15 protein-coding genes are annotated in these 16,398 nt (G+C 32.6%); 6 read left to right on the top strand and 9 right to left on the bottom strand.

The window, feature by feature from the left end; all coding sequences use genetic code 11:
* Positions 1-6: 6 nt before the first annotated feature.
* Both opp3C and opp3b read right to left on the bottom strand, forming a co-directional pair.
* Complete coding sequence (opp3C, locus tag MHH94_RS10475; protein WP_058592519.1) at positions 7-1,077, bottom strand: oligopeptide ABC transporter permease; 1,071 nt, start codon at positions 1,075-1,077, stop codon at positions 7-9.
* Positions 1,077-2,003, bottom strand: a complete 927-nt coding sequence (opp3b, locus tag MHH94_RS10480; RefSeq protein ID WP_025905684.1) for an oligopeptide ABC transporter permease — start codon at positions 2,001-2,003, stop codon at positions 1,077-1,079. Before opp3b ends, opp3C begins: the two co-directional genes overlap by 1 nt.
* Before the next feature lie 381 nt (positions 2,004-2,384).
* On the opposite strand from opp3b, the gene MHH94_RS10485 reads away from it, so the two are divergent.
* Complete coding sequence (locus MHH94_RS10485) at positions 2,385-2,756, top strand: DUF3899 domain-containing protein (protein ID WP_106417729.1); 372 nt, start codon at positions 2,385-2,387, stop codon at positions 2,754-2,756.
* A 63-nt stretch (positions 2,757-2,819) separates the two neighbouring features.
* On the opposite strand, the gene fabF is transcribed toward MHH94_RS10485, so the two are convergent.
* Positions 2,820-4,064, bottom strand: a complete 1,245-nt coding sequence (gene fabF, locus MHH94_RS10490; protein ID WP_058592521.1) for a beta-ketoacyl-ACP synthase II — start codon at positions 4,062-4,064, stop codon at positions 2,820-2,822.
* A 14-nt stretch (positions 4,065-4,078) separates the two neighbouring features.
* The gene (locus tag MHH94_RS10495; protein ID WP_058592522.1) at positions 4,079-5,020 is read right to left on the bottom strand and encodes a beta-ketoacyl-ACP synthase III; all 942 of its coding nucleotides are present in this window, start codon (positions 5,018-5,020) and stop codon (positions 4,079-4,081) included.
* A 186-nt stretch (positions 5,021-5,206) separates the two neighbouring features.
* On the opposite strand from MHH94_RS10495, the gene MHH94_RS10500 reads away from it, so the two are divergent.
* Entirely contained in the window at positions 5,207-5,410 is a 204-nt protein-coding gene (locus tag MHH94_RS10500) for a YjzD family protein (RefSeq protein ID WP_048541988.1), read from the top strand.
* A 381-nt stretch (positions 5,411-5,791) separates the two neighbouring features.
* Here the strand turns inward: MHH94_RS10500 and clpB are convergent, their stop codons facing one another.
* Positions 5,792-8,389: an ATP-dependent chaperone ClpB gene (gene clpB, locus MHH94_RS10505; protein ID WP_058591466.1), complete on the bottom strand. Its 2,598-nt coding sequence runs from the start codon at positions 8,387-8,389 to the stop codon at positions 5,792-5,794.
* Between the two features lie 170 nt (positions 8,390-8,559).
* Here clpB and MHH94_RS10510 point away from each other — a divergent pair, with 170 nt between their 5' ends.
* On the top strand, positions 8,560-9,252 hold the full coding sequence (locus tag MHH94_RS10510; RefSeq protein WP_058591467.1) for a Crp/Fnr family transcriptional regulator: 693 nt from the start codon (positions 8,560-8,562) through the stop codon (positions 9,250-9,252).
* Between the two features lie 315 nt (positions 9,253-9,567).
* Here MHH94_RS10510 and MHH94_RS10515 read toward each other — a convergent pair whose 3' ends face one another.
* Complete coding sequence (locus tag MHH94_RS10515) at positions 9,568-9,876, bottom strand: metal-sulfur cluster assembly factor (protein ID WP_037588867.1); 309 nt, start codon at positions 9,874-9,876, stop codon at positions 9,568-9,570.
* Between the two features lie 120 nt (positions 9,877-9,996).
* Between MHH94_RS10515 and MHH94_RS10520 the strand changes: the two genes are divergently transcribed.
* From MHH94_RS10520 to MHH94_RS10530, 3 genes are read left to right on the top strand one after another with little or no spacing between them, the layout of a single operon-like run.
* Positions 9,997-10,809 (top strand): Cof-type HAD-IIB family hydrolase, encoded by an 813-nt coding sequence (locus MHH94_RS10520; protein ID WP_058591468.1) that lies wholly within the window; start codon positions 9,997-9,999, stop codon positions 10,807-10,809.
* 12 nt (positions 10,810-10,821) lie between these two features.
* Positions 10,822-11,667, top strand: coding sequence for a DegV family protein (locus MHH94_RS10525; RefSeq protein WP_088592452.1), 846 nt, complete (start codon positions 10,822-10,824; stop codon positions 11,665-11,667).
* Positions 11,668-11,672: 5 nt separating this feature from the next.
* Complete coding sequence (locus tag MHH94_RS10530) at positions 11,673-13,004, top strand: CoA-disulfide reductase (protein ID WP_088592453.1); 1,332 nt, start codon at positions 11,673-11,675, stop codon at positions 13,002-13,004.
* Between the two features lie 340 nt (positions 13,005-13,344).
* On the opposite strand, the gene MHH94_RS10535 is transcribed toward MHH94_RS10530, so the two are convergent.
* The 3 genes from MHH94_RS10535 to MHH94_RS10545 all read right to left on the bottom strand — a co-directional run bounded on the left by MHH94_RS10535 (position 13,345) and on the right by MHH94_RS10545 (position 16,376).
* Positions 13,345-14,766, bottom strand: a complete 1,422-nt coding sequence (locus MHH94_RS10535) for an alpha-amylase family glycosyl hydrolase (protein ID WP_106417737.1) — start codon at positions 14,764-14,766, stop codon at positions 13,345-13,347.
* Between the two features lie 153 nt (positions 14,767-14,919).
* Positions 14,920-15,264 carry a YisL family protein gene (locus tag MHH94_RS10540; RefSeq protein ID WP_037588863.1) on the bottom strand — a complete coding sequence of 115 codons (345 nt, stop codon included), beginning with the start codon at positions 15,262-15,264 and terminating at the stop codon, positions 14,920-14,922.
* Between the two features lie 206 nt (positions 15,265-15,470).
* Positions 15,471-16,376 carry a fumarylacetoacetate hydrolase family protein gene (locus MHH94_RS10545; protein WP_037588862.1) on the bottom strand — a complete coding sequence of 302 codons (906 nt, stop codon included), beginning with the start codon at positions 16,374-16,376 and terminating at the stop codon, positions 15,471-15,473.
* Positions 16,377-16,398 lie beyond the last annotated feature (22 nt).

A 16,398-nucleotide genomic window follows, 5' to 3' on the forward strand; every position in this document is an offset into this window, starting at 1 on the left:
TCCTCCTTATTTACGCATTTTAGGGTCAAACGCATCTCTTAAACCATCACTGAATAAGTAGAAGAATAAGATTAATAAACTTAATACTGTTGCTGGTACGAATAATTCATGTGGGTAAATCAGCAACATTTTTCTACCTGTATCAACTAATGAACCTAGTGATGCTTGTGGTGCAGGAATACCTAATCCAATGAAGCTTAAGAATGCTTCGAAGAAAATTGCACTTGGAACAGTAAACATAGATGTTACAATAATTGGGCCAAGTGTATTCGGTAAAATATGTTTAAAGATTAATTTAAAGTTAGAAACCCCTAATGTTCTAGATGCCATTACGAATTCTTGTTCTTTAATTTTCAAGAATTGTCCACGTACAATACGACTCATGCCGAGCCAACCTGTTACAGACATGGCTAAAATAATTGTCCAAATAGATGGATCAAATAGTAATACGAATAAAATTACGACAATTAAGTTTGGAATAGAAGAAAGTATTTCTACAATACGTTGTAAAATATCATCTATTCTTCCCCCGAAGTAACCTGATACAGCACCATAAATAACACCGATAAAGATATCTAAAGCTGCTGCAACAACACCTATGAATAAGGATACTTGTGTACCTCTCCAAGTACGTGTCCATAAGTCACGTCCAAGTTCATCCGTACCGAACCAGTAATTTTCTTGAACGTTTTGACTTTCATATAAGTCAAAGCCATCTCTATCCGTCCCATCAAATGGTAAGAACGGTACTTTATCTAATACTGGTATTTTCGGTGGTAAGTTCGCATGTGAAACGTTTTGATCACTAAACTTATGATCATTCATTAAAGGACCTACTAAAGAAATAACTGTCAGTAAGACAAGGAATATTAAACCAATAATCGCTAGTCTGTTCCCTACAAGTTGTTTCCAAGCATCTTGCCAAAATGTACGACTTTTTCTTTCAAATTTCTCTTCTACTACTTTATCTCTTCCATGTAATACGAAGCTTTCTGCTGGCATACCTTGTGTTGAGTGTGTGACAGAGGCGTTATCATAACCGCTATTATTTAACTTGTTATCATCATTATTAGCCATTATTTTTTACCTCCTTCAACACGGATTCTTGGATCTACTAATCCGTAAAGTACATCAACTAAAAAGATTGAAATAATAAATAAGAAACTGAATAGTAGCGTTAAAGCCATAATGACTGGATAGTCATTTGTTTGTATTGATCGAACGAATTGGTCACCTAAACCAGGAACGCCGAATATATTTTCAATTGTCAAAGTACCTGTTAAGATACCGGCTAGCATTGGCACGATAATTGTAATAATAGGAATTAATCCATTACGTACTGCATGTCCAAAGATAACACGTGCACTTGACATCCCCTTAGCTCTTGCTAATTCTATGTAATCAGAACTTAGGACCTCAATCATTTCAGAACGAATATAACGTGCAATTGTTGCTGTTACACCTGCTGCTAATGCAATTGATGGTAATACAGCAGTCATAAATCCACTCCAACCTGCTACAGGGAATATTTGCCATTCAACAGCAAATACATATTGTAGTAATACAGCTAGAACGAATGATGGAACTGAAATAAATATTACCGATAGGAAGGTGGCCCCATAGTCTACTATTGTATTTTGCCTGATTGCAGCAACTATACCTAATAATAAACCAGTAATAGTTCCTAAAATCATCGCATATGTACCCATTTCTACAGATGGTCCAAGTCTAGGTTTAATTAAACTCCAAACCTCTCTGTTATCGTATTGGAATGAAATACCAAAATCACCTTTCGCGACATTTTTTAAATAGTTCGCGTATTGTACTGGTACAGGATCATTCAAACCATACTTTTCATTTATAATAACCTTCTGCTCTTCTGATAATTTCTCATCGTTGTACGGTGAACCCGGTAACAATTTCATTAAGAAAAATGTTATCGTCATAATTAAAAACAATGATATGAACATATAAATAATACGTTTCAAAGTATACCTAACCATTGTTTTGCCTCCAATCCCCTTATCGAATTCATATTTCTTTTAATATTCAGAAATATTTATATACATTATACAGAATTTATACAATGTAAATCAACACGAATATTCAGAATTTTGAATATGAAACTAATCAAAAAAGCCAATTAATTTATTACGATAAAGCGACAACGCGACAGTAATATTCACTTATAAGGAATAAATATACAGTATATTATTACTTATTACCTATTTTTTCTAATTTTCAGTCATTTACTATGTAGTAGCATACAATAATTATACATAAGTAAAATTACACTTATTTTTTTATTAAGTTCCACAAAACATAAATATTTTTTTCTAATCTGTTATAATACACTTAAATCTAATAATAAGAGGTAGGTAATAATGAAATTTTGGGGTATTTTTACTATAGGTTATATTGGCCTATTCGCTGTCCTTTGTCTTATCTTTTTAAAAGACCTATATCAAGCAGCTAATATATACTTTTACATCATGACATTTGCTTTTGCGGCAAGTTGGATTGTTGCGATGAAACAAGATGGCGTTGGAGAAGTTTCTAGACAAGCAGTTCGGAAGTTTAATTTTCATATGAAATCTAAAGCGTCACAAGATTATTTGAAAGACGATGAAATCATGAATCCAAATATGAAAGAACTACATTTAAAAGAAAGAACAATACATAACTGGGTATTACCTTTTGTCGTATTAAGTACGTTATTTTTTATTATCTCAATCTTTCTAGGGTTTATCGTTTAATAATTTTCATAAATAAAAAGCAGAAACACCAACTTTTATTGGTATTTCTGCTTTTTTTATAGTCTATTTTTGATATTTCTTGAATACTAATACTGCATTATGCCCACCAAAGCCTAGACTGTTACTCATAGCGTACTCAATATCTAACTTAGCCGCTTCATTAGGCGTATAGTCTAAATCGATTTCTGGATCTGGTGTATTTGCATTAATTGTCGGAGCAACAATACTATTTTCAATTGATAAAGCCGTTAAGATTGATTCAACTGCACCAGTTGCACCAAGTAAATGACCCATCATTGATTTAGTTGAACTTACTTTTAAGTTCTTAGCTGCATCACCGAAAGTTGATTTAATAGCTAATACTTCATATAAATCACCAATTGGCGTACTTGTTCCGTGTGCATTTAAATATTGGATATCTTCTGGTTTAATACCAGCATCTTTAATGGCTTCTTGCATTGCACGAGCACCGCCTTCTCCATTTGGAGATGGTGCTGTTATATGGAATGCATCCCCAGTTGATCCATAACCTACAACCTCAGCATAAATATGTGCACCACGTGCTTCAGCTGATTCTAATGATTCTAATACGACTACACCAGCACCTTCACCCATGATGAAGCCATCTCTTCCTTCTTGGAAAGGACGACACGCTGTATTTTTATCAGGATTTGTAGATAATGCTTTATTCGCACTGAAACCTGCCATAGCCATTTCTGTTATAGGTGCCTCTGTTCCACCAGCTAACATAACATCAGCATCACCACGTTGGATGATTTTGAATGCATCACCAATAGAGTTTGTACCTGTTGCACAAGCTGTAACTGTACAACCGTTTGGTCCTTTAGCACCTAAATCTATAGATACTTGACCAGTTGCCATATCTGGAATCATCATTGGTACGAAGAAAGGACTTACACGTTTTGGACCACGTTTTAAAAGCATATTGTGTGAGTATTCGAATGTTTCCATACCACCAATACCTGAACCAATCCAAACACCTACACGGTGACTATTTTCATCTGTAATTTCATATTTAGAATCTTTTAGCGCTTCACGAGCGGCCACAATTGCATATTGCGTAAATCTATCCATTTTACGAGCATCTTTTTTCGGAATATGATCATCAATATTGAAATCTTTCAATTCACCCGCTAATTTAGCTGGAAATTCAGAAACATCAATCCTTGTTACTTCGTCTATGCCGTTTTTACCGTTAATTGCATTTTCCCAAGTAGTAGGCACGTCATTTCCTAAAGGATTTAATGTACCTAAACCAGTCATTACAACACGTTTTTTCTCTGTCATTATCCAATTTCCTCCTATTTACCCCAGCGTAACGTTATGGCACCCCAAGTCAGGCCGCCACCAAATCCAACTAGGACTATTGTATCGTTATCTTTTATTTTACCTTGTTCTAATTCATATGCAATACTTAAGGGTATTGAAGCTGCAGATGTATTCCCGTATCTATCTACAGTTACACTCATCTTCTCTTTAGCAATACCTAATCTTTCACGAGCAGATTCCATAATTCTAATATTAGCTTGATGTGGCACAAACATATCGATGTCATCTGATTGTAGACCTGCTTTTTCTACTGCTTTAGTTGATGCTTCACCCATAATTCTAACTGCAAACTTAAAGACTTCTCGTCCATTCATTTGGATTGTATTAGCATCCATATCTTGATATAGGTATGGTCCACCATTACCATCTGAACCAAGCTCGACACTTAGTATACCTTTACCTTCTGATACTTCGCCAATGATTGCTGCGCCAGCACCATCACCAAATAATATCGCTGTACTTCTGTCATTCATATCTGTAATTTTCGTTAGTTTATCAGCACCAACTACTAATACATTTTTATAAAGACCAGATTGTACAAATTGTTGTGCAGTTACTATACCATAAATAAAACCAGTACATGCAGCAAGTTGATCCATAGAAGGTACTTTATTTAAACCTAATCTCTTCTGTAACGTTGTTGCTACAGTTGGAAATGGTTTATCCCCTGTTGAAGTTGCTACGATGATCATTTCGATTTCTTCTTTATCTATACCTGAATCTTCAATCGCTCTAACCGCAGCTTCATATGCCAAATCACTAGTATCTTCAGTATCATCAGCAAAACGTCTTTCTTTTATTCCTGTCATTTTTGTAATCCATTCATCTGATGTATCTAAATAACTTTCAAAATGTTCATTTTTTACCACTCGTTTAGGCGCATATGCACCAAAACCTTTTATACCAATATCCATTATATTGACACCTTCTTATAATCTGTTGTTATTATCAGGTACTAATTTAACATACTTGTACCATTTTACACAAGCACAGACTCACTTTTAAAAATATTTAAATCGTTTTCATCATATAAGGTATACAATTTATAAAAAGTTAATTATAATAAATGATATGACATTAACAGTTACGGAGGATAAAAAATGCAATACATCTTAACTTTTATATGGGCATTCTTATTATCACAAATGATAAACTTTGTTTTACATAGTTTAGGTGGTTCAGATGAAGCGCTAAATTTTGTTAGTCCAACTATTTATGCAATCATTTTTACAGTTGTTATTATTCTTTTAGATGCTTTAGTTGGTAAATCTACTTCGGATAAACAAAGTACACAACATTCATAAAAAATCCCGTCAATTATATGACGGGATTTTTTGTTTGTCATCAACTATATAATTTTTAGCTGATATTCAACGTGTGAACGTGGGCGTTGTGAACACTTCTTACCAAACTTGTTCATAACTGAGGCGTTGTGAACACTTCTTACCAAACTTGTTCATAACGGGGGTCTTGTGAACACTTCTCGCCAAACTTGTTCATAACGAGGGTCTAGTGAACACTTCTCGCCAAACTTGTTCATAACTGAGGCGTTGTGAACACTTCTTACCAAACTTGTTCATAACTGGGGCGTTGTGAACACTTCTTACCAAACTTGCTAATTACTTCTTAACTATCTTATACACATCACCAAAAAAATCCCGCCAATTACATGACGGGATTCTTTATTATGCATTTACTTCAAATTTAACTTCACCATCTACTAAGTGTACGTTTACTATTGTACCTTCTTTTAATTCTTGACCGATCATTAATCTTGCTAAAGGAGTTTCAATTTGTCGTTGTACAAATCGTTTCAATGGTCTTGCACCAAATTGTGGTTCATATGCTTCTTCAGCTATCCACTCTTTCACATCTTGATCTACACTCACTTTGATGTGTTGGTCTACTAATCGAATGTTTAAGTTTGTAATAATATGATCTACGATATGACTCATATCTTTAATAGAAAGTGGTTTGAATAATACAATATCATCCATTCTGTTTAATATTTCTGGTTTAAAGTAAGCATGTAAGCTGTCGTTCACTTGTTTTTTAGCTGATTCTTCAATTTCACCATTTTCAGTAACGCCATCTAATAAATATTGTGATCCAATGTTACTTGTCATAATGATAATTGTATTTTTAAAATCAACACTGCGACCTTTTGCATCTGTCAATCTGCCTTCATCTAATAATTGAAGTAGTACATTAAACACATCATTGTGTGCTTTTTCAATTTCATCTAATAAAATAACTGAATATGGTTGTCTTCTAACCGCTTCTGTTAATTGGCCACCTTCTTCATAACCTACATAACCTGGAGGAGCACCAATCAAACGTGCTACAGAGTGTTTTTCCATATATTCACTCATATCTATTCTGATCATATGTTTTTCAGAATCGAATAATGTTGCTGCTAATGTCTTAGCTAATTCAGTTTTACCGACACCAGTAGGACCTAAGAATAAGAAACTACCAATTGGTCTATTCGGATCTTTAATACCTGCTCTTGCTCTTACAACAGCATCTGACACTAAATCTACTGCTTCATCTTGACCGACAACTCTTTCATGTAGAATGTCTGAAAGTTTAAGTAATTTTTCTCTTTCAGTTTCAACAAGTCTTGATACTGGAATACCTGTCCATTGACTGACGATATAACCAATTTCTTCATCTGTTACAACTTCTCTAATAAGTCGGTCATGATCTGAACCTGTTTCTTCAGCAAATGCTTCTTCTAATTCTTTTAATTCTGCTTCTATTTGTGGAATCTTGCCGTGTTTAAGTTCTGCTGCTTTAGCTAAATCATATTGATTTTCTGCATTTTCGAGCGCTTGTTTACTTTCATCTAATTCTGCTCTTTTATCTTGTAATGATTTGATTTGTTCTTTCTCTTGTTCAACTTTACTTTGTAATTGTTGTTGTTTTTCTTTTTCATCGGCTAATTCTTTTTGTAATTCTTCTAGACGAATTTGACTGCTTTGATCAGATTCTGATTTAAGTGCATTTTCTTCAATTTCTAACTGCATCACACGTCTATTTACAGCATCTAATTCAGTTGGATTAGAACCCATTTCTGTACGTATTGTTGCACAAGCTTGGTCTACTAAATCTATCGCTTTGTCTGGTAAGAATCTATCTGTAATATATCTATCTGATAATTCCGTTGCTGCCACTAATGCTCTATCTTGAATACGAACACCATGGTGTACTTCATATCTTTCTTTCAAACCTCTTAAAATTGATATAGTATCTTCTAAGTCAGGTTCTTTAACGTTTACTTTTTGGAAACGTCTTTCTAATGCTGAGTCTTTTTCAATGTATTGACGATATTCATTTAAAGTTGTTGCACCGATACAGTGTAACTCACCTCTTGCTAACATTGGTTTAAGCATGTTACCTGCATCCATTGCACCATCTGTTTTACCTGCGCCAACTAACATGTGAATTTCATCAATGAATAATAAAATTCTTCCTTCAGATTCTTTAACTTCTTTTAAGACTGCTTTTAATCTTTCTTCAAATTCACCACGGAATTTGGCACCAGCTACTAGTGCTGATAAATCTAATTCAAAAATTGTTTTATCTAATAGTGATTCAGGAACATCTCTTTTAACAATTCGTTGAGCAAGTCCTTCTACAATGGCTGTTTTACCAACACCAGGCTCGCCTATTAATACTGGGTTATTTTTAGTTTTTCTACTTAATATACGAATCGTATTACGAATTTCCTCATCTCTACCGATTACAGGATCCATTTTCCCTTTTCGAACTTCTTCGACTAAATCTCTACCATATTTAGATAGTGCTTCGTATTGTACTTCAGGATTTTGTGATGTCACACGATTCCCTCCTCTTATTTTATTAATAATTTCATTAACGACTTCTTTTTTATTGCCTACAATATCGATTGTTGTTTGGTCAACTTCGATGGCTGCTTTTAAAATATGCTCCATAGACATATAGTCGTCTTGCATTTCTTCTTTAATTTTATCTGCTTTAATAAATAATTCATTAAGCTTTGGCGAAATATATTGTCCATATTGGACGTTATCACCTTTAACTACAGAATATTGTTTTAGCTTTTGTTCATATTTATCTTTTAAAATTTCTGTATCAATATTTGCTCTTTCAAGCGTTCTTTTATAAATACTTTCATCTTCATTTAATGCTGCTAGTAATACAGCTTCTATTTCAATATTTTGTAGTTGATATGATTGTGATAATTGTTGTGCTTGTTCAATTGCACTTTGTACGGAATATGTCATCTGATTAATATCCAAATGTATCACCTCTTTAAATTTTCAACGGCCGATAGTTTGACTATCTTTGACCTTAATTTGATTATATACCTTTTGACCTTCTTTGACAAATATAAAGCACCAAAATTACAAACCTTTTTTATGACATTTTATGGTAAACTATAAGTGAAATCATAAGGGGAAGTGATCTTTTGCAAACTACATATATAGAGGCAACTTCAATTATTGAGTATATTATTCAACATGGTCAACGACACCATTTTAATGCCCACCATTATATATACCATACTGGAGACTTATGTAATCATATTTATGTAATTGTAGAGGGAAAAGTCATTACACATCGCGTAATGGAAGACGGGAAAGAATTTAATACTAAACTATTAGGCAGGCATAGTATTTTCGGGTCGACAACATTATTTTGTGGAAGAAAGACACATAGCCTTTCAGCAAGAGTAAAAGAAGCAGCTGTCGTATTTAGTATTCCTAAAGTACAATTCGAAGAAGCCATTTTAAACGATGAAGTGCTTAAATATGAATGGTTACTATGGGTACAGAATGAAAACGAAAAAAATGAATATCAAATTAGAGATGTATATACACTTGGGAAAACGGGTGCGTTCTATTCGATATTGATTAAATTAGCAAATACCTATGGCATACAAGATGGTAATAGCATTTTGATCAATGTAGATTTAACTAATCATGAATTAGCCAATTTTTGTAATGTAACAAGAGAAAGTGTTAACCGTATGTTGAGTAATTTAAAGAAAGAGAAAATCGTCTCCATCAATCATAAAAAAATCACCATACACGACTTAGATTATTTAAAGAGAGCCATCAATTGCGAAAATTGTCCTTTATCTATATGTAGGATAGAATAAGTATTAAGATTTTAAAACCTTTATTCAATAAGGAGGATATCAATGAAAAACTTAATCTGGATTATTCTAGGTTTATGTTGTTTAGCCTATTCTATAGATTTATTTTATAATGCCATTTTTAATAACAAGCCTTTGAATCCTGTTACTACTATCATATTGATATTCGTTATATTTTATATCATTTATGCTTTGATTTCAGATAAGTATAAGAAAACAAAGTCTACTAATAATTAATTTCATTCAAGTAACTATAAACAACAAAAGCAGTAGAGATGCATGTTCTAAACATGATGCTCTACTGCTTTTTGATTACTTTTAGCTTACACCTAATGCAATTTTAGCGTAACGTGACATTTTGTCTTTGCCCCATGGTGGATTCCAGACAATGTTAACTTCTGTTTCTTTAATTTCAGGTAATTCTGCTAATGCAGTTTTAACCTGATCTATAATTTGTGGCCCCATTGGACAACCCATAGAAGTTAACGTCATTTCTACTGTGCATAATCCTTCGTCGTCTAAGTCAACGTTATATACAAGACCTAAGTTAACTATGTCAATTCCTAATTCAGGGTCAATTACATTTTCAAGTGCACCGATAATACTATCTTTCATTGCTTCTTCCATATTTTCACCTCATTCTAAAAGTTACTATATATAATATATCAAATTTAAAGCATGGGTTAAAGAAAATGATATGATATTATTGTATGTATCATAAAGAAAAAATGGTAAGGAGTTATCGATATGGAAAAACATTTAATTTGTTTAGATTTAGATGGCACATTGTTAAACGATGAAAAGCGCATCTCACCTTTTACTAAAAGAGTATTACAGTATTTAAAAAAATCCGGTCATGAAATTATGATTTCAACTGGTAGACCATATCGAGCAAGTGTGGATTATTACAACGCAATGAATATGAATACCCCTATCATTAATTTTAATGGTGCTTATATTCATCATCCAACAGATAATAGGTTCCCAACGAAACATGAGCAATTTGATACTCGTATCGCATACAAAATTTATAAAGATATTAGTCAACTTGATATTAAAAATATTATTGCTGAAGTTAAAGACCAAGTGTATATCAACAACTATGATCAATCACTATTTGAAGGATTCAGCATGGGGAATCCTGAAATAAAATATGGAGAACTTGATCAATTACTTCCTGAATCTCCTACGAGTCTATTAATTCAAGCAGAAGAAAGTGAGATTCCACGTATTAAAAGACATTTAAATAGGCACTATGCTGAATTTATAGAACATCGTCGTTGGGGCGCTCCATTTCCTGTTATTGAAATTGTTAAAAAGGGTATTAACAAAGGTAAAGCGGTAAAATATGTCGCTGAATATTTAGATATAGATTTTGATAATATTATTGCTTTTGGTGATGAAGATAATGATTTTGAAATGATTCAATTTGCCAATTATGGTATCGCAATGGGAAATGCTATTCCAGAACTTAAAGAAATTGCAACAGAAGTTACAGACACTAATAATAATGATGGTATCGGAAAATACTTAAACAAACATTTTGACTTAAATATGTAAGGGGGTTTTTACATGAAAATGATCGTAGATAGTGGTTCAGATATAACGTTATCTCAAATTGAAGAAAAAGGATTTTACTTCTTACCTTTCGGAATTGTCATTGATGATCAAAATAAAGTTGATCAATATGAAATCTCAAACGAAGAAGTATTAGCAGCAATCAAAAACAATAAACATCCAAAAACGAATCAAGCTACTATGGAACAAATGACAAAAGTATTTACTGAAGTTGCTGAAAAGAAAGAAAAAGCCATTTACTTAGCTTTTAGTAGTGCTTTAAGCGGGACATATCAAACGGCTTGTTTAGTTAAAGAACAAGTGAAAGAAACATACCCAGACCTTGATTTAACAATATACGACACACTAAGTGCATCAATGGGATGCGGTAAATTAATTCTCGATGTACAAGATAAAATTGAACAGTCATATACTTTTGAAGAGCTTGATGCTTATATTAAAGAACGCATTGATAAAATTAGACACCTATTTACAGTTAAAGATTTAAACTATTTAGCAAGTGGTGGCAGACTTTCTAAAGGACAAGCATTTTTAGGTAACTTATTAAATATCAAGCCACTTCTTCATGTTGAAGAAGGCAAACTTGTTCCGATTGAGAAATTTCGTGGTTCTAAAAAATTATGGCATGCCATTATAGATAAAATGCAAAACGAAAATAGTGATTACTCTGATGATATTATTTATATGACACATGCTGATGATATTGAAGAAGCTGAAAAAATTAAAGCACTGATACAATCATCACTTTCACCTCAAGATGTTGTCATTTCAAATATTGGCCCAGTTATATGTTCACATACTGGTAGTGGCACAGTCGCTATATTCTATTATAAGGAGTGATGTAAGTGGCTAAAATTATCGTAATCGGTGCAGTTGCTGGAGGCGCAACAGTTGCATCGCAAATTCGACGACTTGACCCGGATAGTGACATAACAGTTTATGAAAAAGATAGAGATATGAGTTTTGCAAACTGTGGCCTTCCCTATTATTTAGGAGAAGTTGTAGAAGATAGAAATATGATGTTATCAGCAACACCTGAACAATTTAAAGACAAAAAACATATTACAGTCAAAACGTATCACGAAGCCATTGAATTAAATGATACTAAAAAAACAATCACGATTAAAAATCATGAAACTGGTGAAATTTTTGAAGATTCATATGACAAACTTATTTTAAGTCCGGGTTGTCGTGCAAGACATTTAGGTTTTCAATCTGACCGTGTATTTACATTAAGAAACTTAGTAGATACTGACAAAATAGAAGACTTTATTCAAAGAGAAAATGTCCAATCAGCATTAATTGTCGGTGCTGGTTATGTGAGTCTAGAAATTTTGGAGAATTTATATAATAGAAATATCCAGACAACTTTGATTCATCGTAGCGACCACATTAATAAGAGTATGGATAAAGATTTAAATAAAGTCATATTTGATGAGTTAGAAAAAAGACATATTCCATATAGATTAAATGAAGAAATTGCAGATATTTCAGGACGAGAAGTAACTTTTAAATCAGGGAAAACAGAATCATATGATTTAGTCATAACTGGAGTCGGAATTGAACCGAATAGTGATTGGTTAAAATCATCTTCACTTAAATTAAATGAAAAAGGCTATATCCCAGTAAATGAATATTTCGAAACGAATTTAGAAGATGTATATGCATTAGGTGATGTAATCGAAACATTCTATAGACATACAAAGAAACCAACTAGTGTTACTTTAGCTTGGGGTGCCCATAGAGCAGCAGCATTAATCGCCGAAAACATTACATCAAAATCATCAAGTTCTAAAGCCACTTTCAAAGGTTTACTTGGTACAAATATTGTAAAAATGTTTGATTATGCATTAGGCAGTGTTGGCGTTTCAGAAAGTGAACTCTCAAATTATGATTATGAAGTAGTTGAACAAACTCAAAAACAACATGCTGGCTATTATCCAAGTGCCGAACCACTTACATTACGTGTTTATTTTGATAAAGCAACACGCAAAATATTACGTGCATGTGCAGTCGGTAAAGATGGTGCTGACAAACGAATCGATATCATATCTACAGCAATAATAGGAGACCTAACTGTAGACGAACTACGTGATATCGAGATCGCTTATGCACCACCATTCTCTAGTCCAAAAGATATTGTTAATATGATTGGTTATAAAGCACAATCAAAATAAAAGCATGTGAATATTAGTAGAGCGACCTGAAAATGATGTTTTCAGGTCGCTAATTTATTTTATCGGTCTGATAATCCCGTTTTCGGGTCGATAAATTTTATTATCGGCCTGGTAATCCCGTTTTCGGATCGCTAATTTTATTTATCGGTCCATATTTCCTGTTTCTAGACCGGTAAATTTTTTTATCGGTCCATATTCCTCGTTTCTAGACCGGTAAATTTTTTTATCGGTCCATATTTCTGATTTCTGGACCGGTAATTTATTTTATCGGTCCAGAAACACACCCCCTACTAGCTCTAACAATGAAAAAGCTGGGACACGGATGTCCCAGCTTTACAAATTATTGATTATTCTTTTGTCGTTTACTTCTTCTTGATACTAAGAAGATAAATAATCCAAATAATAGGATTACAAGTACTGCTGCTACTAAATAACTATTATTCAGTCCTCTTTCATTAATTATTGCATATAGTTCACTTTCTTCTCTATCCGTAATTAAGTTATATCGATTATCTTTACCTTTAATATTATCTCCTAATATAAGACCCGATAACATTTTATTTTTTTCAATAAGCTTATCATCTAATGTAACTTTTTTAGACTTACTGCTATCGTTAATATTCAAGATATAATCAATTGTATTTGTGTCATAATAAAACAAGTTTGTGCCTTTGTCATGCGGCAATACTTTCACTTTACCTTCATACAATTCTTGATATTGTTTAAAGGTATCAGCAATTTTTTCTAAATATTTGATAACTTCTTTATCCGTTCTAAAGTTCTGTAGCTGATTGATTGTTTCGATTTTCGAACCGTTTACAGCTATTTCTGTACCATAGTTCATTATAACTGGACCTTTATATCCCCACATATATGTCATTAATTGTTTAATACGTGTTCCAGGGAATTTGTTCTCATCTGCAGCATGTTTTGTGAAACGTTCTGTAAACCAAGTATCTGCAATGAGTACTTCACCTTTCTGATTATAAGTAGGAATTTCCGTATTTTCAGTTTTAAATGCATTTTGAATAGCGGTACGAGTTGCATTTGTCGATAAATGTTTAAAGTTCTTTGCGTTTATACCGTCTTTATTTATGATGCCGTATGTATCCAATCCTTCTGGTAGGAAAGCTTCAGCATCTATACCATCTTGAACGATATTCATCGAAACACCATCGATATGATATTTATCAACAAAATTTTTAACTTTCGCTTTGTAAATACTTTGATTCTCACTATTCTTTAAATCTATGAACTGATCATTCTTGAAATATGATTTTTGAATTTGATTTAAATCACCATCTGTAGATAGCTTAAAATCATCTGTATATGTAACGGGCATATCAACGATGATTTTCATATCTTTATGATGTACTTTATCAACTAATGATTTAAATGCTTTTTCTCCACCTAGAACTTTGTCGATATCATCATAGTTTTTTACTTTATATCCTAAAAAATCATTCTGATCATGTGAAAAGACTGGTGAAATATGTATCGTATTAAATCCCATATCATGAATATAGTCTAGCTTTGATTCAATCCCTTGGAAATCCCCTCCAAGTGGTAAATCATTCGATTGATTATTATTTTTAATCATCTTATTGTTGTCGTTATTTCCATTCATAAAACGATCAACCACTAAACTATAAATTCTAGGGTATTTAACATCCTCGTATTCTTTATCTTTCGCAAAAACATAGCTACTAAAAAGTGGTGCGATTAATATAATCGATATGATTATCTTTGTCCATTTATTCATTTATACAACCCTCTTTATTACCCAATTAATTCTATTATACTAAAACGTTTACTTAACTGATAGAACTACATGAAATTGTCATAAATAAATTCAATAAAAAAATCCAGTCATGTCTTGTAATTACAAAATCATGAATGGATTGTAAAGTGGCTATTAACCAAAGTGTAATACGCCCATTGGTAAATAACTACCTAATAAAATCGTTAATACCATTACAACAATTGTTGCAATGAATAATCCTTGGCTGTTTTTATTCTTTTTCTTCTTAGCAATTGTCACTTCAATTAAACCAAGAACTGCAAGTCCAAGAATAAATTTAATACCATAAAGCATACCGTTAATTCCCATAGCTTGCATGAAAATAACAAAACCAGAAATTAAAGTAAATACCATGAATAATCTTAAGACCATATGCACTGGTTTATTTGTAACTTTCATGTATACAACGAAGAATAAGATAATCGTAACTAACCAGCTAAAAATATGGAAATGTATCATATTTAGTTCCCCCCAAATATTCATATTTCTTTTCCAATAGCATTATAACATAGGAACAATTAGAATAAGCTCATTTTTTAAAAAGCAAATATTAAAGTTAGCCCATAATTCACAATTTATTCAAATGTTCGTCCTACTAAAAAGAATACCCCCTATTCCAAGTTTCTAACACTTGGTTTAGAAGGTACTCTTATATATTACTTTAATTATTTTTCACTAATGAATGTTGTTAATGTTCCGATACCATCAATTGTAACTTTAATTTCATCACCAGGTTGTAAAAATTGTGGTGGGTTCATACCAGCACCAACTCCAGCTGGTGTACCAGTAGCAATGATATCCCCTGGATGCAATGCTACATATTTAGAAATTTCAGCAATTAATTCGTCGATTTTTAAGATCATTTCATTTGTATTACCATCTTGACGAATTTCATTGTTCACTTTAGTAACAATGTTAACATCTTCAGGTAATGGTAACTCATCTTTAGTTACGATATATGGACCCATTGGACATCCACCTGTTAATGATTTAGAAAGGAATGCTTGATCATGTTCCTTTTGAGCATTTCTATCTGTAATGTCATTGATGATTGTATAACCATATACATAATCTAAAGCTAATCCACGTGGGATTTTTTCTCCATGTTTACCGATTACAACGCCTAATTCACCTTCATAATCTAACTTGTCTGTTACATCTTTATGATTCGGAATTTCTGCGTTATCACCAGTTAAAGATGATGCTGCTTTAGTGAATACATATAATCTATTAACTTTATTATTTAATTCTTCAGCGTGTTTTTTGTAATTACGTCCAAAAGCAATTACATTATTTGTAGGTGTTACAGGTGGTAAAAACTCGATATCCTCAAAGCTATATTTATAATCGTCTTTCTCAGCAGATTCTTCTACTTTAACGACTGCTTTACGAACTGCTTCTTGGAAATCAACATTTATATTTAATTGTAAACCTTCTAATAATGTCTTAGGATTAAAACCTTCTTCTCCAAAGTCTGCAAATACTTTGCGTAGATCCCAAACCGCTTCTTCGCGTTTTACTTTCACACCGTATGAAGTGATATCTTTATGTTTAAAAGTTAAAAATTTCATTCACTCTGTCAACTCCTTCTTA

This window comes from Mammaliicoccus sp. FSL K6-3158, assembly GCF_038005105.1.
Lineage (GTDB): Bacteria > Bacillota > Bacilli > Staphylococcales > Staphylococcaceae > Mammaliicoccus > Mammaliicoccus sciuri.

Bases quoted from the DNA above. Each gene is read 5' to 3' on its own strand.
- MHH94_RS10535 (WP_106417737.1), bottom strand. From the start codon at position 14,766: ATGAATAAATGGACAAAGATAATCATATCGATTATATTAATCGCACCA.
- opp3b (WP_025905684.1), bottom strand. From the start codon at position 2,003: ATGGTTAGGTATACTTTGAAACGTATTATTTATATGTTCATATCATTG.
- MHH94_RS10500 (WP_048541988.1), top strand. From the start codon at position 5,207: ATGCAATACATCTTAACTTTTATATGGGCATTCTTATTATCACAAATG.
- MHH94_RS10540 (WP_037588863.1), bottom strand. From the start codon at position 15,264: ATGATACATTTCCATATTTTTAGCTGGTTAGTTACGATTATCTTATTC.
- MHH94_RS10485 (WP_106417729.1), top strand. From the start codon at position 2,385: ATGAAATTTTGGGGTATTTTTACTATAGGTTATATTGGCCTATTCGCT.
- MHH94_RS10515 (WP_037588867.1), bottom strand. From the start codon at position 9,876: ATGGAAGAAGCAATGAAAGATAGTATTATCGGTGCACTTGAAAATGTA.
- MHH94_RS10545 (WP_037588862.1), bottom strand. From the start codon at position 16,376: ATGAAATTTTTAACTTTTAAACATAAAGATATCACTTCATACGGTGTG.
- MHH94_RS10525 (WP_088592452.1), top strand. From the start codon at position 10,822: ATGAAAATGATCGTAGATAGTGGTTCAGATATAACGTTATCTCAAATT.
- MHH94_RS10520 (WP_058591468.1), top strand. From the start codon at position 9,997: ATGGAAAAACATTTAATTTGTTTAGATTTAGATGGCACATTGTTAAAC.
- fabF (WP_058592521.1), bottom strand. From the start codon at position 4,064: ATGACAGAGAAAAAACGTGTTGTAATGACTGGTTTAGGTACATTAAAT.
- opp3C (WP_058592519.1), bottom strand. From the start codon at position 1,077: ATGGCTAATAATGATGATAACAAGTTAAATAATAGCGGTTATGATAAC.
- MHH94_RS10495 (WP_058592522.1), bottom strand. From the start codon at position 5,020: ATGGATATTGGTATAAAAGGTTTTGGTGCATATGCGCCTAAACGAGTG.